Consider the following 23,623-nt stretch of genomic DNA (forward strand, 5'->3'; position numbering starts at 1 on the left):
TACTATTTCGGTTTTAATGCAACAATTTATACGTTCTTAAATATTTATCCTTCATTTTACCTTATGTTGATATGTTCTTATCATACCCAGTTATTAATAGTTGTGATAGAAAAAACTTTTTCTCCAATATGGTCATTAATTATGATAAACTTTCATTAGCTTACAAATGGAGGAAATTATCTTGATTGAAGTTTATATTGATGGGGCGAGTGCCGGTAATCCTGGACCAAGCGGAGCCGGCATTTTTATAAAAGGACAGGGAACTGCAGATAAATATTCGATTCCGCTTGGGATTATGTCCAACCATGAAGCAGAATACCATGCCTTTATAAAAGCATTAGAAATTTGTTTAGAAAAAGGCTATACCAATACAGTCGTATCGTTTCGAACCGATTCGGAATTAGTCAATAAAGCTGTTGAAAAGGAGTTTGCGAAAAACAAACTTTATGCTCCATTGTTAGAAAAAGCAATGCAGCTATCGAAGGAATTCGATTTATTTTTTATGAAATGGATTCCAAGCATTGAAAATAAAGTTGCAGATGAACTTGCAAGGCTTGCAATCCGAAAAAATAACATGGAGGAACAATAATCATTATGAAAAAACCGATTATTGCTGATATAAGTTTGCTGCTCGTTACATTAGTATGGGGAACTACCTTTGTTTTAGTCCAAAATGCAATTGATTTGCTAGAACCCTTTTCCTTTAATGGCGTTCGTTTTTTAATTGCAGCCTTGTTACTTTTTATCTGTCTTATCCTTTTTGACAAAAAACAACTGAAACTGCTTAATGGTAAAATGTTATTATCGGGTGTTTTTATCGGATTTTGGTTATTTCTTGGATATGCAACCCAAACAATCGGACTTTTATATACAACCTCTTCCAAAGCAGGTTTTATTACAGGCTTAAGTGTTGTTTTAGTGCCATTATTCTCGATTTTTTTAGCAAAACAGTATCCAAGCCGTAATGCCATTTTTGGTGTGTGTACCGCAACTATTGGTTTATTTTTCCTGACAATGACGGATGTAACAGGCCTTAATATTGGCGATGGTTTTGTTTTGGTCTGTGCCATAAGTTTTGCCATGCATATCATCATGACCGGCAAATTTAGCAGTAAGTATCCAAGCCTTTTATTAACAGTCATTCAAATTACAACGGTTGCCGTCCTTTCCATCATTTCTTCGTTCTTTTTTGAAGATTGGAAGAGATCTTTAGACCCTGGTATTTTATTATCCAATGATGTACTAATCGCCATCATTATTACTAGTGTGTTTGCAACAGCTGCAGCGTTTTTGATTCAAACAAATTTCCAAAAATACACAACTGCAACAAGAGTTGCTCTAATTTTTGCCATGGAGCCCGTTTTTGCTGCAGTAGCTGGTTATTTTTGGGCACATGACCGATTATCCATCAGCGCTTTATTTGGCTGCATCCTTATTTTTGCGGGAATGATTATTGCAGAATTTCCTACGGATAAACTTTCTTTTCTAAGAAAAAGTAAAACCATTGAAGGCTAAGAAAAAAAACTCCCTGATAAAAGGGAGTTTTTTTTCTTTAAATAGCAAGAAGTTCTTTTTCCTTTACAAACCGAATTGCATCTTTTCTGTTTTTTACCTTGTTAACCATGAGTGTTTCAAGCAAAGAAATATAAAAACTTCCATCAAAGCTTTTTTGCGCTTTTAACGTTATTTCTACTGCTGTATTGATTATTTCATCGGAAGCATTCGTGTAACGTTTTCCGAAATAAATAAATCCAATCGCATCTTCGTGTAATTGGAAGCCCTTTCCCTGCAGATAATCCAAATAATCCTCCAACGACTGCACTGACTTTCCCCTCTCTATTCTAAAAAAATCCCCTCTAAAATCTTAACGTAAATTTCTTTGGTTTTCTATGATTTTTTGTACATAAATGGCCCGTAATCCCAATGAGTACACCTAAAAGCGCCCCTCCCACTACTTCTTCGGGTTGATGTCCTAACATTTCTTTCAGTCTTTTCGGCGTATTTTGTTTAAATTCCAGGCTTTCTTCTTTATGAATTTTTTCTATTAAATCATTCATGGAATTAACCTTTAAAGTGAGCTCGCCTGTTTGGCGGCGGATCCCCTGGGCATCATACATGACGATTAATCCATAGACAAGTGAGAGAGCAAAATCAAAGGTGGGCAGCCCTCTTTTCAATGCAATGTACGTCGTTAAAGTGGAAACCCCCGCTGAATGCGAGCTAGGCATCCCACCTGTTTGAAAGAATAGTTCAGGACGCCATTCCTTCTTTTTAACATAATGGATAGGAATTTTTAATCCTTGGGCTAACCCAATGCTAAATAGAGCTAAATAAACACCTTTATTCATTTCATCACCCCTTCCATTATTGTTAAGAAAGACGTGTTTTATTATTCTTGCTGGAAATACTAACAAAACAGGAGGTGATCGTTTTGAGTAAAAATAAAAATTCCGACCGTGGAACAAAGGCTCCAGGGGTTACACCCCAAGGATATGGGCAAGATGCTGAATTTGCTGAGGAACCAAAAAGCAAGTTAGAAAATGCAGCAAAAAAGTCTAACACGAAAATATAAAAAATGAGGCTGATTTACTCAGCCTCATCCTTCTTAGGAAACAATTGCCTCGTCAACAGGCAGCAAACGCTGCACACCGCGAAGTTCTAGTTCGGTTAATTTATTCAATGCTTTTTCTTTTACAATCTTTAAACCGGCATCTTCAAGTGCAATGTTGACCGGAACATCACATTTAATTTCTGCTAATCGTCTTGATAAATGGAGCATCTCTAAATCCTGCTCAATTTTGGCCTTAATTGATTTTGAAAGTCCGTCAAGGTTTGAAATAATTCCTTCAACATGGTTGTACTCTTTTAAAAGCTTGAGGGCCGTTTTTTCGCCGATCCCTTTTACTCCCGGATAATTATCACTAGGATCCCCCATTAATGCTTTTAAATCAATCATTTGACGAGGTGATATACCTTTCTCTTCGAAGAAAGTTTCAGGTGTATGAACAAGGTAATTGCCATAGCCTTTTTTCAACAAAATAACCGAAATACTATCATCTAATAACTGAAGGATATCTTGATCACCCGTTAAAATGGAAACATTTGCATGCCCACTTAATTGTCTGGCTATGGTACCGATACAATCATCTGCCTCAAATCCCACCATTCCAATATTAGGGATATCAAATGATTCAACTACTTCCTTTACTAAATCAAACTGAGGAATTAATTCCACCGGTGCTTCCCCACGATTGCCCTTATAAGCGTCGAATAGCTCTGTGCGGAAGGTTTTACTACCCATATCCCAACAAACAGCTACATGGCTTGGCTTAAAGGAAGATACAGCTGTGAATAAATGCTTGATGAAACCATGAATTCCGTTCGTGGGAATTCCTTTTGAATTTATCATAAACTGCCCGGTTACTGCCGTGGCATAAAAAGCACGAAATAATAGGGCCATACCATCAACGAGCATAAGTGAAGGCTTTTGATTTTCCAAACTAGAACCTCCTTAAAATTTAGGGTCATAAAAATAATACAAAATCCATTATAACATAGTTCGGCCCTAAATTTTACTCAATTTCGTTCTCTTCATAGGAGATCCAATCGCTAAAACTTCCTAAGTACAGCTTAACACTTGGAAAACCAGCTTTCTTTAAAGCGATAAAATTAGGAACTGCTGTTACACCTGAACCACAGTAAACGATTATCTCATTATTAGGATCAATATCTAAAAATCGCTTTTTTTGTTCAACCTCTGACTTATAAAAGCCGCTTTTTAGCCCCTCAAACCATGGTTTGTTAACTGCACCCGGAATATGTCCAGCTTTTTTGTCAATTGGTTCCTCAATCCCTAAATATCTTTTCTCTTCTCGCGAATCAATTAAAATGATATTGTCTGGCCGATTTTGAACTACAGTTTTTACCTCTTCCACTGAAGCCAGCCATTCAGACTTAATGGTTGGGATGAAGGTAGATTTGGCAAATGAAGGGACTTCAGCTGTTAGAGGGTAGTTGGCCTCGAGCCATCCTTTATACCCGCCTTCAAGAACATAAACATTTTCATGTCCAAGGTATTGCAGCATCCACCAAAAACGTGCAGCAAATGCACCTTCTCCCTGATCGTAAGCGACAACAATCGTATTTTGATTGATTCCCGCTTTTTCCAGTTTACCGATGAATTCAAAAATTTCCGGCATTGGATGCCGCCCGCCATGATGAGTAACAGGACTTGATAAATCTTTTTCAAGATGAAAATAAATAGCCTCAGGGAGATGATTGATCTGATAATCGAGACTGCCTTTATCAGGTTCCGCTAAAGAAAACCGGCAATCAATAATGCGAACATCTGAATTGTTTAATTTTTCCAACAGCCATTCCTTGTCCTTACCAAAGTTCAAAATAATCTCTCCCCTTAAATTAATTATTATTCACCTAGCTTTTGCTGTACATCGGTTAACACTTCAAGCGAGACTCCACCTTCTAATGCGGAAAGAAGGCTCAAATAAAATTCATTTGCTTGCTCTTCTATATGGCTTAACAGCTTGTTAAATTCGGCCATTAATACATTTGCATAATGATCATTAATACGGGTTAATTCATCGTTTAGGTATTCATCTGCAGGTATAGTTAATACATTCATTAACTCATCCAACATTAATTTTTTATCGTCTTTTTCAAAGAAGGCTCTTGGATTTTTAAAATAAGACATTGCCTTAACAAAACTTTGTTTATTCATGTCTTTAAAGGCATTTTGAAATTCTAATTCCACTCCCTGCTCTAATTCAAACCTGGAGAATGACAGGTCTTCATTTAAATCAATCAAGCTTCTTACAAAACTGATCTCGAAATCTGCCATAATCTTTTCAGCAAAACGGTCTAAACGGACTGTGGTTGCTCTCATTTCCTGAGCAAAATCAAATCCCAAGCTTTCAAGGAATTCATCAAGGGCTGCCTGCAATGCTTTTTTCAAATTACGTCCATCATCCCGTAATGTAGAAGGATTAAAGGCTTCTTTAAAGAAATCACTAAAACGAAGAAATACCCGCTGTTTTATATAATAGATTAATTCCTCTGCTTCTTGACGCATACGATTTTGCAACCCCTCAACGGATTGCCTGTTAAGTAATTCTTTGATTCTCGTCTTTTGATTTTCAATTGCTGAACGCTTCTGTTCTTTTACAGATTGATCCTCTTTTGCGCTTTGAATCAGCTTGTGGACCAATTCATGTACACGGCTAAGTTCGTTATCAGCTGAAGCAATTGCCATTTGTGTAAGGTCATTGGAAATAAATTGATAGAATGACCTTTCAAAATCAACCATATTGGAAGCAGGATTAGCAGAAGGCTCTTGTTTTTCCTTAATCGCTAATAAACTGGATAACGGATGAAGATGCGGATTTCTTATTCCATATTTTCCAAGTTGATCTTTTACATAATCGACTACTGTATTTTTCTCTTCCTCATTCTCGGCCAAGTCAATAGCATTAATGATAAAGAACATTTTATCGAGCTGGAACGAATCCTTTACCCGACCCAATTGAATTAAAAATTCACGGTCTGCCTTTGAAAAAGCGTGATTATAATACGTTACAAAAAGAATCGCATCTGAGTTCTTAATATAATCAAAGGCAACCCCGGTATGCCGTGCATTGATAGAATCTGCTCCAGGAGTATCCACAAGGGTAATTCCCTTTCTGGTTAGCTCACAATCATAGAACAATTCAATCCATTCAACATAACAGGATTTCTCCTCTTTTGCGACAAAGTCGGTAAATTCGCTTAAATCTGTTTTCAAGACTGTCCCTAAGAGACTATTGAATGAATCATACCCTTTCTTAAAGGCTTGCAAAAATGCAAAATGGGTTTTCTCCATTACTCCGTCTTGCTGATTTTGTAAAAGAACTTTGTCAATTTCCCCACAGGCTTCTGCTAAATTTCTAATCTGTAAATCAAATACCTTCAAGGAACGATTTACATCTTCAAGCATTGCTTCAGGCTCTTTAAATTTTACAAGAACCATTCCATGCGGATTTGATTCAGTCACAGGCTTTATTTTATTAATGGCCGCAGTGGTTGGGTTCGGTGAAACAGGAAGAACCTTTTCCCCCATTAAAGCATTGGCGAAAGAGGATTTCCCCGCACTGAAGGCACCAAATAGGGCAACCGTGAATCCCTTGTTCTCCAAGCGAGACGCCTTTTCTTCCAATTCCCTTGCAAGCTTTTTAAAACCTGGCAGATCATGTACAAGGCTGGAATTTTTCCGAAGTCTCTCCACCATTTTCTTTAGCTGGTTTGTTTCTTGTATAGATTCTTTTTGTACTGCAGGTGTAGTATTTAATTGCTTGTTTTCTTTAACTTTGCTTACACTTTCTGCCGGCTTAATATTCGTCACACCACTTTGAACCACTTCATATTCTTCATCCTCAAGATCAAATAAATGGTATGTGTCCAATCTCGCTTGATTTGAAAGGGTAATGATTTCATCAACTTTATCGGCTTTTAATCTTAGTTCCTGTTGATATTTCTCGATTTCTTCAATTGCCTGGACATAAGGCTCGATCCTATTGAATTCCTGTTGATACTGATGTTTCACCTTGTTGTTTCTTTCCAATAAAGCATGCAAAAATTCAGCTTTTAATTCTTCTACACGTTCTCTCGCTAATTTTTTAATTTTTGAGGCTACCTCTTCTGTGTAATTTAAGACGTATTCCCCTGATAAACGTGCACCAGGCTTAACTGAAGACTTTAACAAATCGACAGGAAAATCAATCTTAAGTGCCTGAGCAGAAGCGGTTAAATTAGGTTGATCAATTTCGTATTCTTTAAGAAATTTTAATAAAAATTCACGGAGGTGCCACTCAAGCTGTTCTTTTGATTTTTCCAGCATGTCCTGGTAAAAACGCTCAAGTCTCGAGTCTCGTTCCTCCTGTGTTTTTTGTTTTGAAAACAAGAAGCCAACTTTAAATTCCGATTGGCTTGATTCCAAATAGGCCTCTGCCAAAGATCTTGTTTGAAATGGCATTAGATAAGCATTCTTAATAATTTCAGTTAAATCTTCATCAAATTTCTTTTCAGATTGTTCTAGACTGCCTGCCGCATTGCCCATTTTCGATTGTAAAAGCTGATGTAGCTCAAGTAGTTCCTCTCTTTCAGCTTCCGATAACTCATTGAATTTTTCTAAAATGGATGAAAGTTTTTCTTCCTCCCCTTTTTTTGCTTGATTCAAATGGTCTTGGGCAATCTTTCTTAAAGAATGAAAAATAGATGGAAGCAATGCTTCATCTTTCGCAGCTAATTTTTCCGCAATAAATTGTTTTAGTTCGGCAAATTCATTGTAGCGGTGACTTTGGTTTTTTAATGATGTATAAAAAATCCGTTTCGGACGTACTCCCCATGTTGCAAAAGAATCAATAACACTTTTCTGGAAGTCAGCAAAGCTAAGTTCATCATCCTTATGTTTATCAATTTGATTGATAACTAGATATACTTCTTTCCCCGCCTCGGCCAGCTCTTTTGTGAATAAGAAATTTAATTCAGCTTGAACATGATTGTAGTCCATTACATAAAAAATCAAGTCAGCTAAATGCAATGCGGATTCCGTTGCGATTCGATGGGCATCATCGGCAGAGTCAATTCCCGGTGTATCCATAATCACCGTATTTGCCGGCAAACTCGATTCGCTGTGGCTGATTTCGATTTCCTCGATTTGATCGCCGTCTTTACAATAATTTTTTACCAAATCATAATCATATGGTGCTAAGTAAATCCGTGGTTTGTCATTTTTGAAAAAAACCTTTGCGTATTCCTCACCTGTTTTCACTTTTACAAGATTGGCACTGGTTGGAATTGGACTTGATGGCAGTAAATTCTCTCCGATTACCTTATTAATCATCGTCGACTTGCCTGCTGAAAAATGGCCGCAAAATGCAACAACAAATTCCTGAAGCTCCATTTTCTTAGCTAATTCCTTTAGCTTTCCGGCATTTTCAGCGTCTTTTTCGTTTAGCAAATAATCATAAATCCCAATTAATTTATTTCTTAATGATTGAGCAGTTTCCTGTTGTTTGGTTGTTTGAACCATGAATCTTATTCCCCTTAACTACATAGTAATAGTTTTATTCTATACGATTATTCACACTTTTCCTATCTTGACAATCGATTATCTTAGAAAAAAATAAAAGCCAAGGAGATTTCCTTGGCTTTTTAAGATGTTAATTAATGTGTTACATTTTTTAAAACGTGCTTCATGACAAATGCATAAATAATAATTGTACCGCCCACAAAAGCAAAAGTCATCATAACACCTTCCTTCTCCGTACTTGTTGAGAATGATTTTCATCGTTGATTAGATTTTAGCACAGGTGATAATGATTTTCAATAACACTTTTTTATTTGTCACATTTATTTAACAATTTAGGAAGAAAACGATTACAACTTTCGAAGGCTCCTTCATACGGGGTATGGTTCCTTAGCGCTTGTTCCTCGATTGGAATTCGAATCGAAAGCATACCGATATTTAAAATCGTGAATATGGCTGCTGTAAAGTAGGCATTAAATAACAGCGGAATGACAAGCAATTCTAATGATACAACCAGATAATTTGGGTGCTTGATCCACCGGTAAGGCCCTTTTCTAATCACCTTCGCATTTGGGAGAACAATGATTTTTGTATTCCAATACTTCCCCAATGAAAATAACGCCCATACTCTCACCAACTGAGCAAGAATGAAAACAAAAAGTAACCAGTGCCAAGCAAAAGACATTTCCCGATTAAGGAGGATTTTTTCACTGAAAAAAATGAGAAAAAAAAGTAAGTGCATCCAAACCATTAAACGGTAATGCTCCTGCCCATACACTATTGCTCCCCGCCCAAGCATCCATTTCTCATTTTTTCTGGCGATCATTAATTCAACGACACGCTGAACAATAAGGAGACACCAAAAGATAAGGAAAGGATAAAAATCCACCATTTTATTGCCACCTCAATAATAATAACTCTGAACTAAAGCCCGGACCCAGTGCCGTACACAGGCCATTCTCTCCTTTGTTTGTTTCCAGCTCCATAAACCTTTTCAGGACATACAAAATGGTTGCTGATGACATGTTTCCATAATCCTTCAAAACCTCGAAGGAAATACGGGTCATGGACGGTAAAATGCCCAAAGCAGAAACGTACGCATCTAAAACTTTTTTTCCGCCTGGGTGGGCAATAAAATAACCAAATTGACTTAGTTTCATACCGTGTTGTTCAAGAAAATCATTCACATTCGGCTTTAGCCAGCTTTCAATGATTTTGGGAATATCACGAGAAAAAACGACAAATAAGCCTTGGTTTCTTATATCCCAGCCCATTACATCCAAGGAATCGGGCATCAGTGTTGATTGAGTTGCGATGATAGCAGGCGAGGTTTTACGTGAACGATGGTCTTCAATATTGACATCATCCCCGCAAATAAGTGCACAAGCAATCCCGTCTGCAAAAAGAGTCGTCCCGATTAGATTACTTTTTGAAAGGTCGTTTTTCTGAAAGGTTAAACTGCAAAGTTCAACAGCCAGGACAAGAACCTTTGCCTTTGGAAATGCTAAACAGTATTCAAAAGCTCTAGAAATACCGGCAGCTCCCCCTGCACAGCCGAGCCCCCAAATGGGTATTCTCTTCGTATGCTGTGAAAATGGAAGTTGGTTCATAATTCTTGCTTCAATACTAGGAGTTGCAAGTCCGGTGGTGGAAATAAAAAAAATGGCATCAATTTCTTGATAGGGAATCGGTTTTTTCAAAAACAATTGGCTTGATAAACATTCCTTAATCGCTTGCGAACCAAATTCAACTGCATTTTCAATATACGCATGATTTTTTTCTTCGAAGGTATGTTCTTCCTCAAACCAATTGATATCTTTAACAAAATTCCTTTTCTCAATTTGTCCATTAGAAAATGCTTTTAATAATCGTTCAATATCTTTAAACGAATCAGAAAAAAGTTTCCGGGCAAATTCTTCAGCTTGATCCTGTTTTATTTCATATGGTGGAAGTGCTTCCGCAACTGAAATAATCGTCGGCATCTTCATCTCCTCCAATTCAATGAGGTTATTTTTACCAACTGCCGATGGATTATTCTTTTATGTACAAAAAATGAATTTTTTCACAAAAAAAAAGCTCCCCTTATGCTGGGAAGCCAATCGTTTTGAAGGTTGTTGTTGTGCACTTAAATTATAACGCGAAACGAGGCATTTGTTCATTATATAATCTTTTCCAATTGGGTAATTATTTATGGTTTATCAGGCTGTTTTTGAACATCAATCTTAATTTTATTGGTTGCCAGCGATCCGCATATTTTACAGTATTCCTGCTTGTTATATAAAAGACGGCATAATTCACAATAATATTTTTCCACTAAGGAACACACTCACTTTTTGAGATTATAAGCACTATATTTTCATGTTATTTTCAAAATCTTAGAGTGTGACAATATTTCATTTCCGCACTTACATACATCTATCTAACTCGTTAATCCGTTAGCTGCATCACAGGGGACGTGTGAGAATTCACAGTTTTTTCACATTTCCTCCCCCTTCATTGTGACTTTCCTCACTGTTACATCAACATTTTAACATTAACATGATACTTAACTAAGGAATGAACAATTTGTGAATTTACAAATTTTATCTTTTTCTTTCTAAATTGTTTTGTATTATGAAAGTGAACTTATTATTTTCCAATTATCCGAAGGGAGTGTAAGGGATGGCAAAGGCGGAAGTGAAAACAAATCAAAAAACAGAAATAGAGGACAGTTCCTCACTAAAAGGTACATTAGCGTCCGTTTTCTTTTTAGGACTTTTTATCGTGGTCACATGGGTAAGTGTCTATTATCTATTTGTAGAAAGATTTTAAAGATATAAGGGGGGAAAATTTATGCATATGCATAAATTTGAAAAAATTTGGCTTATTTTCGGTGTTGCAACATTGATTGTCTTCTTATCAACGATCGGTGTTAGTGCATTCTATCTCGGAAACAAGCCGCCTAGCTGCTTAACCACCATTAACCCGGATAAAGTAGATCAAACAAAACCATTTGATAAACCTGGTCTTCATAAGGTTGAAGGGAAAGAATGGGACTATGAACTCGTTTATGTCGCATCCACATTCTCTTATAATCCGACAGAAGTGAAGGTACCGCTTGGGGCAAAAGTAAGAGTAATTGCCACTACCAAAGATGTTGTTCATGGCTTTGAAGTTGCTGGAACCAATATTAATATGATGCTTGAACCTGGATATGTCAGCGAATACACAACAACATTTGACAAAGAAGGCGAATATTTGATTGTTTGTAATGAATATTGCGGTGCCGGGCACCATTTAATGAGTTCGAAGATTGAGGTGGTAAAATAATGGCTAGTGTTTCAGCAAATATAAAAGTAGACCCTAGGGATGCGAAGCTTTCAATGGCCCATTTTTATGTGGCTTTTACAGCACTTGCTCTTGGCGGACTAATGGGACTCTTGCAGACCCTTGTCCGTTCTGGAAAATTCGAGTTGCCTGCTGGGATTGGATACTATCAACTTTTAACCGTTCATGGTGTCATGATGGGACTTGTATTAACAACCTTCTTTATCATGGGCTTTCAATATGCAGCTGTCAGCCGTACAGCTGGTACACACTCACCTGCAGCAAGACGCGCTGGGTGGATTGGTTTTTGGGTAATGACCATTGGTACTGCGATGGCTGCAACAATGGTCCTATTAAATAAAGCATCCGTACTTTATACATTTTACGCACCACTGCAAGCACATTGGATCTTCTATCTTGGGATGACCTTCGTTGTGGTCGGAAGTTGGATTGATGGTGCAGCGCAAATTATGACCTATGCAAAATGGCGGAAAAACAATCCTGGTAAACCAAGCCCGCTGTTAAGCTTTATGGCAGTCATTAATACAGTTATGTGGATTGTTGCGACACTGGGTGTTGCTGCAACAGTATTGTTCCAATTACTACCTTGGTCTTTAGGATTAGTTGATACGGTAGATGTTCTTGTAAGCCGTACATTATTCTGGTATTTTGGCCACCCGCTTGTTTATTTCTGGCTGCTTCCTGCTTATATGTGCTGGTATGCAATTATTCCTAAAATTATTGGCGGCAAAATTTTCTCAGATTCTTTAGCACGGTTATCGTTTATTTTATTCCTGCTCTTCTCCATTCCTGTTGGCTTTCACCACCAATTAACGGAGCCGGGAATTGATCCAGCTTGGAAGTTTATTCAAGTTGTTTTAACCTTTATGGTTGTTATTCCTTCATTAATGACCGCCTTTTCTTTATTTGCAACTTTTGAAAGATACGGACGTTCTAAAGGCGCTATTGGTCTTTTCGGCTGGTTCCGGGTTCTTCCATGGAATGATGCACGTTTCACCGTACCTTTTATCGGAATGGCTTCATTTATTCCAGCCGGTGCGGGTGGGATTATTAACGCATCAAACCAAATGGACCAAGTGGTTCATAATACCATCTGGGTTACAGGACACTTCCATTTAACTGCGGCCACATCAGTAGTGTTAACATTCTTTGGAATTTCTTACTGGCTTGTTCCGCATTTAACCGGCCGTAAATTAACCAAGGCCATGAACAAATTAGCGATTATCCAAGGCTGGGTTTGGTTTATTGGAATGGTCTTTATGTCAGGTGCGATGCATATAGAAGGTCTTCTTGGCGGTCCAAGGCGTTCTGCGTTTTCAACCTACAATGGTGCCAAGCAGGCGGCTGAATGGATTCCATATCAAATCGCACAAGCTGTTGGTGGAACCATTCTTTTCTTAGGAATTATCTTAGTATTAATCATTTTCATTAATCTTGCCTTCTTTGCACCAAAAGGGGAAGAAGAATTCCCTGTTGGTGAAGCAGAAAATCTTAAAGAACAAGCACCAATGGTATTCGAAAACTGGAAATTATGGCTTGGAATGCTTGCCGTTCTCATTATTTTCGCTTATACAATTCCATTTATCGATATCATACAGAATGCACCGCCGGGATCGAAAGGATATAAAACCTGGTAAGCATTAAGGCTTCAATCTATGTGATTGAAGCCTTTTCATTTTGCGTTTTAACGAGCGGGTTTTTTGGCAGGTTCACCAATAATACAGATAAAAGGATAAAGAAAGAACCAATAAATTGAATGAACACAAAGCCTTCTTTATAAAGAAAAACGCCTAATAAGGTTGCCACGACCGGTTCTACGGTTGCAATAATGGATGCCTTGCTGCTATCTATTTTTTCCAACCCTTTTGTATACAATAAATACGCCACCACGGTAGGAAATAATCCTAACCCTAGTCCATAAAACATAACCTCTCCACTGAAAAGGATGCTTCCCTTATTCCAAAGGCCCGTAACCGGCACTAAAGCAATTGACGCAACAATAAAGGTATATAGAGTAACCGTGAACGGTGAATATTTATTTAACGCAAATTTTCCAAATATAGTGTATAAAGCATAGCCGAAACCTGCGCCAAGTCCGGTTAATAATCCTGCCGCACTAATAGATGTTGTTTCATTCAGGTTACTTCCTGCAACCAATATGCACCCCAAAATCGTCCCTGCTACTGAAAGAAGTTTAGCAGCATTCAATTTCTCCTTAAGAAATAACCAGGAAAGAACTGTGACAAATGCCGGGGCTGTATACAATAAGATAACCGCTAGAGAAAGATTCATTTGTTGAATCGATGAAAAATAACACCAATTAAAGAGTACGATACTGCAAACACCCGTCCCAACAAATAACCAAGTGTCCTTCCATTTAATTTTCATTTGCGCTGGATATTTTACTAATCCAGTAATTCCTAACAAAACCGCTGCTGTCACAACCCTGATTGTCACAATTTCCATGGATGTAAAACTGAAGGCATCTAATCCTCTTACAAAAATAGCTATAATTCCCCATAGTGCCGCACTGATCGCTACTAATAGAATCGGAAGAATTTTCTTCATGATAACTGATACACTGCTCCGTATTTTTGATAGAGATAATCAATTAAATAGGATGGATTAAGGCCTTCACCGGTCACATCTTTCAGGATTTCAAGCGGCTTTTTCAATTTACCATATTGATGAATATTTTTTGTCAGCCACTCTTGAATAGGCAATAACTCTCCATTTTCAAGCAGTTGATCGAAGTTTGGAAGGTCTTTGAGCATTTTATTTTTAAATTGTGCAGCATACATATACCCTAATGCATAAGAAGGAAAATAACCAAAGCTTCCCCCAGCCCAATGAACATCTTGCAGGACTCCCTCTGCATCATCTTCCGGCCTGATCCCTAAAAACTCTTCATATAAATCGTTCCATACTTTTGGCAAGTCACGAACCTTTATTTCATCATTAAATAATTTTTTTTCTATTTCATAGCGGATAATGATATGTAACGGATAGGTCAATTCATCCGCCTCGATTCGAATAAAGGAAGGCTTGGATTCATTAATGGCACGATAGAAATCCTCTATTGAGACATCATCAAACTGACCATCAGCATATTTTTTTAGCGGCTCGTATTGATACTTCCAGAATGGTAAACTTCTTCCGACAATATTTTCATAAAAAAGAGATTGTGATTCGTGAATTCCCATTGAAGTACCTGAACATAAAGGTGTTCCAATTAACTTTCTGGAGATATTTTGTTCATATAATGCATGACCGCCTTCATGAATCGTTCCGAAAACAGCGGTACGGAAATCGAATTCATCATACCTGGTTGTCACACGTACATCGCCGGGATTTAGTCCAATTGCAAATGGATGGATGGTTTCATCTAATCTCCCTGCCTCAAAGTTGTAGCCCATTTTTTTTAAAACCTCTAAACTAAACAGACGCTGATTTTCCTTATTAAAATGGTTAAAGAGAAAATCTGTTTGCGGCTTTTTTGACGTTTCCGAGATTTTTTTGACCAATGGGATAATTTTATTGCGGAGTTCGCCAAATACCCGGTCTAACACTTCCACAGTCACCCCAGGCTCATATAAATCTAACAGTTGATCATAGACCTTCTCTTTTGTTCCCCAATACCCAACAAACTTCTTTGTCATTGTGACGATCTTTTCCAAGTATGGGCTAAACATGGCGAAATCAGCATTTTCCCTCGCTTCTTCCCAAACACTTTCTGCCTTTGATTGAAGAATGACATACTCTTTATATTCTTCTGCAGGAATTTTCTTGTTCCGCTCATATTCTTTTTTGCATTCCTTGAGAATTTTTCTGGTTGAATCGGATAATTCGATCTTCGATAAATTTGCAATATATGCAGCCATTTCCTCCGAGATTGACATTTTAAACACTTCTGAGGAAAGCATTCCAATCACTTCTGACCTTTGCTCTACGGCTTGCTTCGGAGCTCCCGTACGCAAATCCCAATAGATTAATCCAAGTGCCTCATTATAAGCAGCTATTTTTTTTACATAATCTAAAAACTCTTTTTCAAGTTTTGCTGTCTGAATGCTCATTAAGTTCCCCCCTCTTTACAATGTTTAAATTTTATCATATTTTTCTGAAAAAAGATTTGGTTTCGCCCTCTTAAAATGGCAAAAAAAAACAACAGAAATAGAATTCTGTTGTAAAATAATCTATAGGGAAAAAAGAGATGTTTCATGAAAATAAATATAACTCAAGTAAAATGATTAAAGAGGGTGTGCTTTATGGGGCTGAAACCCTTTGGCACGAGAAATTATTTTTTACCGATAGCGACTCTCCAAGTATCGGGACCTTCTTCAAGGTATTCCCAAGTAAATTGGTCGGTTCTCTCCATCATAAATTGATATTGAAGCGGTCTTGGGTCATGGTCATTCACAATTTGCATAAATTCTCCTGATTTTAACTCATCAAATCCATTCAAAATCGTTGGATGTTTTTCACGTGGTGGATAATCAGGAACATGGATGACTTTAGCAAAAGTTTGCATCATTTTCACTCCTATTAATTTGTTAACTTCTCTTATATTATAAGAAATCTTTTTTAACAACCTAGTGAGTGGTATCACACCCTAAACATGATTTTTTAGTAAATAAATTTTTTAGGAGGAATTTAGAATGAGAGAATTGGTTGGAAGCTGTAAGTGCTGTAATAAGGAAATCTATTGCTTAGATGGATTTTTTAACGGGATCCATACAAAGGATAAAGAAATTTATTGTTTTGACTGCTATGAATCAGAAGAAAAAAAAGAAAAAGATCCGCAAGACTAAGCTTTACGAATCTTTCTCTTCCTTATTACTCTTCATCAAGCGTTAAATCTTTAACTGGAAGTTTTTCTTCTTCCTTGTGTGTAGGCTTGCGTAGATTGAATAGACATTTCACACAGAACGCCATCAGAATAACCACACCGATTAAGAAGATTGTATCTGGGACAGCACGCCAGGTTAAAAGTGTTTTAACTAGTTCATCTTTTAAGAAGGATGATGAACGGCTTGCTGCATATCCATGATAGAATGCTTTCTTGATTTGAATGAAACCTACTGGAAGTAGGGAGAAGAAGACCATTCCTGCCAATCCAATATTTAAAAGGATACAGCTGACTTTTAGCCACTTATCTTTCCAAACTTCTGGTTTTACGATATTTCTTAAGGAATATAGAAGTAATGCAATTGCAAACATTCCGTAAACGCCCATCATCGAAGCATGGCCATGAGTAGGTGTTAAGAACTGACCGTGTTCAAAATAGCTGACTGCTGGCAGGTTGATTAAGAACCCAAGAACACCTGCACCCACCAAGTTCCAAATCGCAACAGAGATTAAGAACCAGAAGGAAGATTTATATGGGAAGTCAACACCACCGGAACGCATCATTTTATATTGTTCATATGCTTCAAGAATTAACAAGGTTAATGGAATAACTTCCAATGCTGAGAATACAGCACCAAGTGCAAGCCAAACTTCTGCCGAACCATTATAATAGTAATGGTGGCCAATTCCAATTACACCACTGCCTAAGAGTAAGATTAATTGGAAATATAGTTGTCTGACTGTTGATTTTTTCGTTACTAATCCTACTTGAACTAATAAGAAACCAATGACGACTACTGCAAATACTTCAAAAATTGCCTCAACCCATAAATGGATAATCCACCAGCGCCAGTAATCAGCAAAGGTAAAGCTTGTATCCGGATTAATAAATAGTGCAAAGATATAGAATGCTGGTACCGCAATCGCGGAGTAGAATAATAGGTGGATTAAACCGCCTTTGTCCGTTTCTTTTTTAAGACCTGCTTTAATACCTCGATAAACAATAAATAACCAAATTAACATACCTACAATGAGGATCAGCTGCCATAAACGACCTAATTCAATATACTCCCAGCCTGCATGACCTAATAAGAACCACTCATTACCTAAGTATCCGTTTGCACCAAGCCATTCTCCGACCATACTTCCGCCAACAAGAACAACCAATGCCCAGAAAAGAATGTCTACCAAAAGACCTTGTTTTTTAGGCTCGTATCCACCTACAAGCGGCGCTACGTAAATCCCCATACCTAACCATGCAGTTGCAATCCAGAAGATCGCCAATTGTAAGTGATAGCCCTTCGAAATATTAAATGGCAGGATATCATGAATCCATTTTATACCGAAGAAACTGTCTGGTTCGATATAATAGTGAGCAAGCAATGCCCCAAACATACATTGTACAAAGAAAAGAATGGAAACAATAACAAAGTACTTCCCTGATTTTACTTGTGAGTTTGTTACCGGTATTTTTCGCAAATCAATTTTAGGGAAATTTCCTTCCTTATATGCCTCTTGCATACTAAATTGATAACGATAGAAAACAAATAGGATAATTCCAACCATCAAGACAAAGATTGTTACACTTGCGCCGCTCCACCAAACAGCCGAGAAAGATAAATGGTTACCGGCATCTTCATAATATGGCCAGTTGTTTGTATAAGTAATTTTATCCCCAGGACGAACCGTACTTGAAAGCCATGCTGTCCAGAAGAAGAAATCGGAAATCTGTTTAATTTGATCGCCTTTTGCAACATACGCACGATCATTTTTCGGCATATCACTATCTTTGATCAGATTTGCTTTTAATCCCCAATGATCGCCTTTTGTGAATATATTCTTATAGTAGGCTCTTACTCTTTCAAGTCCAAAAGCTTGTGCATCTGTTAATTTTAATGATTCTTTACTACTATCATAACGATTTTTACGCATTTCTTTTATTACAGCATTTTTAATCGCAGATTTTTCATCTACACTTAGACTGGCAAACTTTTTACCATACTGTTCATTTGCTTTAAAATCCTGCATTCCTTCTGTATAAATCTTTAAAGATTCAGCCGTATAGTCTGGACCCATATATGATCCGTGTCCTAATACTGTACCATAATCCATCAAACCATATTTTTGCCAAACTGCCTGACCACCCATGATTGTAGCCTTAGTAAAGAGAACATCACCCTTTTGATTGGTAACCTCCACTGGTCTTGGGGCTTGCTCTTTAAAAATCCAATACCCACCGCAAAGTAATACAGTAAAACTTACTAAAATAACTGTAATTAAAACGGATTTTAACATTCCGTTTTTATTTGTTTTTACCTTTGTAGGCGTTCCCCGCTGTATTTCCACTTTCGCTCATCCTCTCTTGTTTCAATTACATATCGAATTGTAATAGTTATGAAAAATTCATAGTGTGAAGGAAATCACACACATGGTGTTATTTCTCCCATTTGTGTGTTGTTTTCACAAAGTTGTCACATTGAGAATCATTTTCAATAAAATTTCACTTACCTATGATGGAGGTCACATATTTGTTGTGAAACCACTGTTAAAATGGGGCTATATCGAATTACTAATACGAAGGTGATGTTAATTGAAGCAAGAAGACATTATAAAGAGACTTTCTGCTGTCCCAATTTTTAAAGAGCTGACGGCAGTTGAGCTGGCACCTTTTGTTGAGATTGCCCAGACTCGTTTCTATAAGCATAAAATGTATGTATTTATGCAGGATGATCCGATGGACCGGGTATTCTTTATCCACAGCGGTAAAGTAAAAATTTATAAAACGGATTTTTCCGGTAGGGAACAAATCGTCTCCGTTCTTGAACCGGGAGAAATGTTCCCACACGCAGGCTTCTTTCGAAAGGGCACATTCCCGGCTCACGCAGAGGTCATGGAGGATGCTAACCTAATTGTCATCCCAATTGATAAATTCGAGGAGATTTTAATTTCTTATCCTGAGCTTTGTATTAAATTATTTAAAGTTCTTGGAGAGAAAATCGTTGACCTGCAAAATCGACTGGAAGAGCAAATACTTCATAATACCTATGAACAAATTGTTCTACTATTAATTAGGCTCTGTAAATCAAATGGTGAAAAGCTCGATGACCAATTTAAGCTGACAACTCAATTTACCAACCGTGAGCTTGCCAATATGATTGGAACCTCCAGAGAAACCGTCAGCAGAACCATCAATCAATTAAAAAAGAAAGAATTCATTTTTCTTGATGATGACGGTTATTATTTCATTGACCACGAATCTCTTAAACAGGAACTATTCTATTAATTACAGGCTTTCGTAAGTTTTTATTAAATATAATGAAGAGGAGTTGTTTCGTGATGGAACAAAGAATTGTTGAACTTGATGTACGTGAGGATTTAAAAAATAAACTGGAGCCCTTTCAAAAAATTATGGGGGCGATTAAGGATTTAAAGGAAAATGATATTTTCATCCTTCATGCAACCTTTAAACCAGTCCCATTATTCGCGGTATTAAAAACAAAAGGTTTTAACCATGAGGCAGAAGAAATTGCCGAAGATCACTGGAAGGTAACATTTATAAAGAATTCAAAGTAATAGGAATGAAGGGTGATATAAAATGATTTTAGACAACCGCGGTTTAGAACCGCCACAACCGATGATGCGAACTCTCGCTGCATTAGAGACACTACCTGATCATGAAGTATTGACGATCATTAATGACCGCAGACCCATGTTTTTATATGAGCAGTTAGAGGAACTTGGATACAATCAAAGAACAAAACAACAAGAAGACGGAAGTTTTAAAATTGAAATCTTCCGATAAGAAGGTGTAAATGATGCTTCCACAAAATATGGGGAGTGAGACCAATGTTAAGCTTCCCTTTTCATTTATTTTCTTTAGTTTAATTGCCTTAGTATTATCACAAATTGTCCTTTTATTTAATGGAGATTTACTTATAGGCGGCAGTTTTCGGATCCCTGCCATCTGGTCTGCAGCACATATACTAGTTTTAGGCTGGGCATTAATGGTAGCAATGGGTGCAATGTATCAGCTTGTACCGGTTGCTTTCTTAACAAATATCTGGAATGAAAAATTTGGATTCTTGCAGTTTTTTGTTACGGCTTTTGGAATTATTGGCTTTGCCAGTTTGCTCTATGCATCACCCCAAAATGCTATTATTCCCGGAGTACTTACCCTGATTGGAATATTAATGTTTTTATTTCAAATGATGATGACTCTAAAAAAACAAACTAAGCCAAACATCTTGACGGCTTTTGTTGGCACAGCATTATTTTGTTTATTCATTACTATTTCCATGGGTATTACATTAATTTATTTCCTTAAGACCGGCAGTGGCGCAGGAACCTATCAAGCTGTATTTAAAAGTCATTTGTTAATGGGGGTTACAGGCTGGTTTACCCTATTGATTATTGGTTTTTCCTATAAAATGGTGCCAATGTTTTCTTTATCCCATGGTTTTCCAATGATCCAGGCTAGATATGTTTATGGATTTTACGCAGCCGGTCTTCTTGTTACATTGATCGCATTTTTGAGCGGTTCGGGCCTCCTTGTAAAGCTAGGTCTATTCTTGCTGCTGGTGGGCTTTTCCATCTTTAGCTGGCATATACGAATCATTGTCAAAAAAAGATTAAAGAAAAAATTAGATAAACCATTCTCATTTGCGTTAGCTGCGATTCTGTTCGGCAATATCATCCATTTAGCTGCATTCATTCTAGTCTGGACTCATTGCTTCAGCTCGGTTATTGGTCCACTCATCTATGCTTATATCATGCTCTGGATTGTATTGAGTATTGTTGGTTATCTATTTAAGATTGTTCCATTCCTTTGGTGGACTTTTAAATACAGCAAGGAAATGGGCAAACAATCGGTTCCAACATTGAAAGAAATGATGAATGAAAAACTTGTTCCGCCGCTATTTTCATTATTTATTCTTGGAGTTTTGATTGTTTTTTCTGCACTAACCTTTAAAATTACGCTTCTCTTTACGATTGGACAATTAATTTTATCCGTAGTTTTAATTATGATTGCAATCAGTATTATTAGCGTTCTAAAAAAATAGTGAGGTGTTTATCATGAATTTAAAAGAAAAAATCCTTAACGAGTTAAAAAGTGTTTATGATCCAGAACTTAATATTAATGTTGTTGATCTTGGCTTAATCTATGATTTAGATGTTTCAGGTGAAGGGGATGTTAAAATTACCATGACCTTAACAACACCGGGATGCCCACTGCATGACAGTATTACAACGGGTGTTCGTTATTGTGTGGAAGGAATCGAGGAAACAAGGAATGTTGACGTAGACCTCGTTTGGACACCAGCCTGGAGCCCGGAAAAAATGACACCGGAAGGTCTTAGACTGCTAGGAAGATAATTTAAAAAGGGTCACGTTTTTAGCGTGACCCTTTTCGTTTACATTTCTTTTGCCTCTACAGGCAGTATCTCTTTTATTTTTTCTAAAATATTGGATCCCATATCATTTTCAAGCAAAATATGAACAGTTCCCCGGTCATTTTCACTACGAATTAACCTTCCAATTCCCTGACGGAGCCTGAGAAGCATATAAGGTAAATCAATTTCTTCAAATGCCTTTTGCACACCATCCCGCTTCGCAATAAAGACGGGGTCATTCGGCGGAAACGGCAGAGAAAAAATTATAACATTCTCTAAGGATCTTCCAGGTATATCCAGCCCTTCCCATAGATGGAGGGAGCAAAGGATGGAATTTTCCTCATTTTGAAATTTCGATACAAGTGTGCTGATTTCTTCATCACCTTCGAAATATATAGGATATGGAAGAGTCTCTGCCAATTTTTCCTTAAGAAATACCAACTCATTTTTATTGTTCAAGAGAATAAGTGTACGACCCTCTGACTCAATCATTTTCTTTGTTAAGTACTCAACTTTATCTGTAATTCTTTCTTTTTCAAACCTCGGAAGATAAATCTCCATCAATTCCTCATAGTTGAAAGGAGAAGAAACAGAAAAGGATAGAAAATCATGAATCCCAAGACTATTAGCTATATAGTCAAATGACTTTTGATTGGATAAGGTTGCGGATGAAAAAACAAATGGAAGTTTTTGTGAAAATACTTCATCCCTTAATACTTCTTCCACCATTTTCGGCATAATCACAAGTGTCCGTTCACCCATATTTTCTTCAAACCATGTAATCCCGTTCATTTCCTTAAGAAATAGTGAAAGGGAATAAGTGATTTGCTCAAGGTATTCCTCAACTATCTTTAAATCGTATTCATTAATAACAAACAATTCGCTTTCAAACACAAGTTCTTCTTCAAGCTTTTGCAAGGTATCGAGCAACTTTCTTCCCTGTTTAATTAGGGTTGGATGCTTAGAAATGATTTGTTTTTCAGAACCTAGTGAGACTTGGGAAAACTGGGCGATTGCGTTGAAAAATACATCATTTTCGAATAAAGCCTCTTCAATCGTGTACAGTGTATTTTCACGAACTTCATTTTCCATCAATCTGGTCAGCAGCGACTCAAGCAGAGTGTCTGTAAAGCGATAGCTAAGTGCCTTCTGCGCCGCAAATTCTAATAGGTGACCTTCATCAAATACAACGGAAGAATACTCTGGTAAGAGCGGCAGCTGCCCTTCTCTTTTCCTTGATTCCTTTGTCCATACATGTTCCATATAAAAGTCATGAGAACAAATGATAAGATCCTTTGCGTGACGGTAGTAATCTCTGTGTAATGTAAGACCGCAGCGATGACGTTTTTCGCAGGAAAAACAATCCTGAACAGGGTCCCAGCTTATCTTTTCCCAAGTTTCATCGGAAATGACCGGATAATCCTTGCGGTCACCATATCTTTCAAATGTCTGCATCGAACCATCCGTATGAAGAAATTCAGGTAATTTTTCATAAATATCGCCTAGTTCATCGGAAAGGTCTAAATCTTTTACTTGATCCAGCTTTTTTATACATAAATATTGATCCCTCGATTTTGCAAGCCGGACATCCATATTTAACCCTAAAACGGATTCAAGTTTTGAGATATCTCCTTCTTTTTTTACTAACTGTTCAATTAATGTTTCATCTGCACAGGCGATAATAGCCGGGCGATTGGTGTAACGTGCATACATAATTGAATAAAGCAAATAAACAATTGTCTTCCCTGTTCCAACTCCTGCTTCAGCAAACATTATTTTTTTATCCTTAAAAGCCTTTTCGAGCTGAAAGGCCATATAAATTTGCTCATCTCTTAATTCGAAACCAGCGTCAGGGAGAATCTCATAAAATAAATCACCAATCCATTCGCCTAGTTTGTCATAAAAAGATTCAGTTTTTGACACAGTAAATGGAAACCCGCTTTGCATAAAATCCTCCTCTATAAAATGCAGCGCTCGGAAA

General features: G+C 37.2%; 24 protein-coding genes. 12 read left to right on the forward strand and 12 right to left on the reverse strand.

The window, feature by feature from the left end:
• Nucleotides 1–181 precede the first annotated feature (181 nt).
• A complete protein-coding gene (locus M028_RS0106670) occupies nucleotides 182–589 on the forward strand; it encodes a reverse transcriptase-like protein (RefSeq protein ID WP_026573207.1) in 408 nt (135 codons plus the stop codon).
• Between the two features lie 5 nt (nucleotides 590–594).
• On the forward strand, nucleotides 595–1,515 hold the full coding sequence (locus tag M028_RS0106675; protein WP_026573208.1) for a DMT family transporter: 921 nt from the start codon (nucleotides 595–597) through the stop codon (nucleotides 1,513–1,515).
• A 37-nt stretch (nucleotides 1,516–1,552) separates the two neighbouring features.
• Here M028_RS0106675 and M028_RS0106680 read toward each other — a convergent pair whose 3' ends face one another.
• Both M028_RS0106680 and M028_RS0106685 read right to left on the reverse strand, forming a co-directional pair.
• Nucleotides 1,553–1,822, reverse strand: coding sequence for a DUF6123 family protein (locus M028_RS0106680; RefSeq protein WP_026573209.1), 270 nt, complete (start codon nucleotides 1,820–1,822; stop codon nucleotides 1,553–1,555).
• Between the two features lie 34 nt (nucleotides 1,823–1,856).
• Nucleotides 1,857–2,348 (reverse strand): divergent PAP2 family protein, encoded by a 492-nt coding sequence (locus M028_RS0106685; RefSeq protein WP_026573210.1) that lies wholly within the window; start codon nucleotides 2,346–2,348, stop codon nucleotides 1,857–1,859.
• 83 nt (nucleotides 2,349–2,431) lie between these two features.
• Here M028_RS0106685 and sspL point away from each other — a divergent pair, with 83 nt between their 5' ends.
• Nucleotides 2,432–2,572 (forward strand): small, acid-soluble spore protein L, encoded by a 141-nt coding sequence (gene sspL, locus M028_RS0106690; protein WP_026573211.1) that lies wholly within the window; start codon nucleotides 2,432–2,434, stop codon nucleotides 2,570–2,572.
• Nucleotides 2,573–2,605: 33 nt separating this feature from the next.
• Here sspL and M028_RS0106695 read toward each other — a convergent pair whose 3' ends face one another.
• The 5 genes from M028_RS0106695 to M028_RS0106720 all read right to left on the reverse strand — a co-directional run bounded on the left by M028_RS0106695 (nucleotide 2,606) and on the right by M028_RS0106720 (nucleotide 10,062).
• Nucleotides 2,606–3,499: a 5'-3' exonuclease gene (locus M028_RS0106695; RefSeq protein WP_026573212.1), complete on the reverse strand. Its 894-nt coding sequence runs from the start codon at nucleotides 3,497–3,499 to the stop codon at nucleotides 2,606–2,608.
• Nucleotides 3,500–3,572: 73 nt separating this feature from the next.
• Nucleotides 3,573–4,400: a sulfurtransferase gene (locus M028_RS0106700; protein ID WP_026573213.1), complete on the reverse strand. Its 828-nt coding sequence runs from the start codon at nucleotides 4,398–4,400 to the stop codon at nucleotides 3,573–3,575.
• A 26-nt stretch (nucleotides 4,401–4,426) separates the two neighbouring features.
• Nucleotides 4,427–8,083, reverse strand: coding sequence for a dynamin family protein (locus M028_RS0106705; RefSeq protein WP_026573214.1), 3,657 nt, complete (start codon nucleotides 8,081–8,083; stop codon nucleotides 4,427–4,429).
• 307 nt (nucleotides 8,084–8,390) lie between these two features.
• On the reverse strand, nucleotides 8,391–8,972 hold the full coding sequence (locus M028_RS0106715) for an isoprenylcysteine carboxyl methyltransferase family protein (protein WP_035423885.1): 582 nt from the start codon (nucleotides 8,970–8,972) through the stop codon (nucleotides 8,391–8,393).
• Between the two features lies 1 nt (nucleotide 8,973).
• Entirely contained in the window at nucleotides 8,974–10,062 is a 1,089-nt protein-coding gene (locus M028_RS0106720; RefSeq protein WP_026573216.1) for a type III polyketide synthase, read from the reverse strand.
• Between the two features lie 679 nt (nucleotides 10,063–10,741).
• Between M028_RS0106720 and M028_RS0106725 the strand changes: the two genes are divergently transcribed.
• From M028_RS0106725 to M028_RS0106735, 3 genes are read left to right on the forward strand one after another with little or no spacing between them, the layout of a single operon-like run.
• A complete protein-coding gene (locus tag M028_RS0106725; protein WP_026573217.1) occupies nucleotides 10,742–10,891 on the forward strand; it encodes a cytochrome c oxidase subunit 2A in 150 nt (49 codons plus the stop codon).
• A 21-nt stretch (nucleotides 10,892–10,912) separates the two neighbouring features.
• Complete coding sequence (locus M028_RS0106730) at nucleotides 10,913–11,389, forward strand: cytochrome c oxidase subunit II (RefSeq protein WP_026573218.1); 477 nt, start codon at nucleotides 10,913–10,915, stop codon at nucleotides 11,387–11,389.
• Nucleotides 11,389–13,044, forward strand: coding sequence for a b(o/a)3-type cytochrome-c oxidase subunit 1 (locus M028_RS0106735; protein WP_026573219.1), 1,656 nt, complete (start codon nucleotides 11,389–11,391; stop codon nucleotides 13,042–13,044). Before M028_RS0106730 ends, M028_RS0106735 begins: the two co-directional genes overlap by 1 nt.
• A gap of 16 nt (nucleotides 13,045–13,060) precedes the next feature.
• Here the strand turns inward: M028_RS0106735 and M028_RS0106740 are convergent, their stop codons facing one another.
• The 3 genes from M028_RS0106740 to M028_RS0106750 all read right to left on the reverse strand — a co-directional run bounded on the left by M028_RS0106740 (nucleotide 13,061) and on the right by M028_RS0106750 (nucleotide 15,935).
• Nucleotides 13,061–13,975: a DMT family transporter gene (locus tag M028_RS0106740; protein WP_026573220.1), complete on the reverse strand. Its 915-nt coding sequence runs from the start codon at nucleotides 13,973–13,975 to the stop codon at nucleotides 13,061–13,063.
• Nucleotides 13,972–15,480, reverse strand: coding sequence for a carboxypeptidase M32 (locus tag M028_RS0106745; RefSeq protein ID WP_026573221.1), 1,509 nt, complete (start codon nucleotides 15,478–15,480; stop codon nucleotides 13,972–13,974). The genes M028_RS0106740 and M028_RS0106745 overlap by 4 nt, the downstream gene beginning before the upstream one ends.
• Before the next feature lie 221 nt (nucleotides 15,481–15,701).
• On the reverse strand, nucleotides 15,702–15,935 hold the full coding sequence (locus M028_RS0106750; RefSeq protein WP_026573222.1) for a DUF2249 domain-containing protein: 234 nt from the start codon (nucleotides 15,933–15,935) through the stop codon (nucleotides 15,702–15,704).
• 127 nt (nucleotides 15,936–16,062) lie between these two features.
• Between M028_RS0106750 and M028_RS33300 the strand changes: the two genes are divergently transcribed.
• Nucleotides 16,063–16,215: a hypothetical protein gene (locus M028_RS33300; RefSeq protein ID WP_197031385.1), complete on the forward strand. Its 153-nt coding sequence runs from the start codon at nucleotides 16,063–16,065 to the stop codon at nucleotides 16,213–16,215.
• 25 nt (nucleotides 16,216–16,240) lie between these two features.
• On the opposite strand, the gene M028_RS0106760 is transcribed toward M028_RS33300, so the two are convergent.
• Nucleotides 16,241–18,547 carry a nitric-oxide reductase large subunit gene (locus M028_RS0106760; RefSeq protein WP_081810682.1) on the reverse strand — a complete coding sequence of 769 codons (2,307 nt, stop codon included), beginning with the start codon at nucleotides 18,545–18,547 and terminating at the stop codon, nucleotides 16,241–16,243.
• Nucleotides 18,548–18,842: 295 nt separating this feature from the next.
• On the opposite strand from M028_RS0106760, the gene M028_RS0106765 reads away from it, so the two are divergent.
• Genes M028_RS0106765 through M028_RS0106785 form a run of 5 tightly spaced genes read left to right on the forward strand, consistent with a single transcriptional unit; the run spans nucleotide 18,843 to nucleotide 21,625 of the window.
• Nucleotides 18,843–19,535, forward strand: a complete 693-nt coding sequence (locus M028_RS0106765; protein WP_026573224.1) for a Crp/Fnr family transcriptional regulator — start codon at nucleotides 18,843–18,845, stop codon at nucleotides 19,533–19,535.
• 53 nt (nucleotides 19,536–19,588) lie between these two features.
• Nucleotides 19,589–19,825 (forward strand): DUF2249 domain-containing protein, encoded by a 237-nt coding sequence (locus M028_RS0106770; RefSeq protein ID WP_026573225.1) that lies wholly within the window; start codon nucleotides 19,589–19,591, stop codon nucleotides 19,823–19,825.
• Between the two features lie 22 nt (nucleotides 19,826–19,847).
• Complete coding sequence (locus tag M028_RS0106775) at nucleotides 19,848–20,054, forward strand: DUF2249 domain-containing protein (protein ID WP_026573226.1); 207 nt, start codon at nucleotides 19,848–19,850, stop codon at nucleotides 20,052–20,054.
• 13 nt (nucleotides 20,055–20,067) lie between these two features.
• Nucleotides 20,068–21,312: a hypothetical protein gene (locus tag M028_RS0106780; RefSeq protein ID WP_026573227.1), complete on the forward strand. Its 1,245-nt coding sequence runs from the start codon at nucleotides 20,068–20,070 to the stop codon at nucleotides 21,310–21,312.
• Between the two features lie 13 nt (nucleotides 21,313–21,325).
• Nucleotides 21,326–21,625 carry a metal-sulfur cluster assembly factor gene (locus M028_RS0106785; RefSeq protein ID WP_026573228.1) on the forward strand — a complete coding sequence of 100 codons (300 nt, stop codon included), beginning with the start codon at nucleotides 21,326–21,328 and terminating at the stop codon, nucleotides 21,623–21,625.
• A gap of 38 nt (nucleotides 21,626–21,663) precedes the next feature.
• Here M028_RS0106785 and M028_RS0106790 read toward each other — a convergent pair whose 3' ends face one another.
• A complete protein-coding gene (locus tag M028_RS0106790; RefSeq protein WP_026573229.1) occupies nucleotides 21,664–23,589 on the reverse strand; it encodes an ATP-dependent DNA helicase in 1,926 nt (641 codons plus the stop codon).
• Nucleotides 23,590–23,623 lie beyond the last annotated feature (34 nt).

Source organism: Bacillus sp. UNC438CL73TsuS30, from assembly GCF_000482325.1.
Lineage (GTDB): Bacteria > Bacillota > Bacilli > Bacillales > Cytobacillaceae > Neobacillus.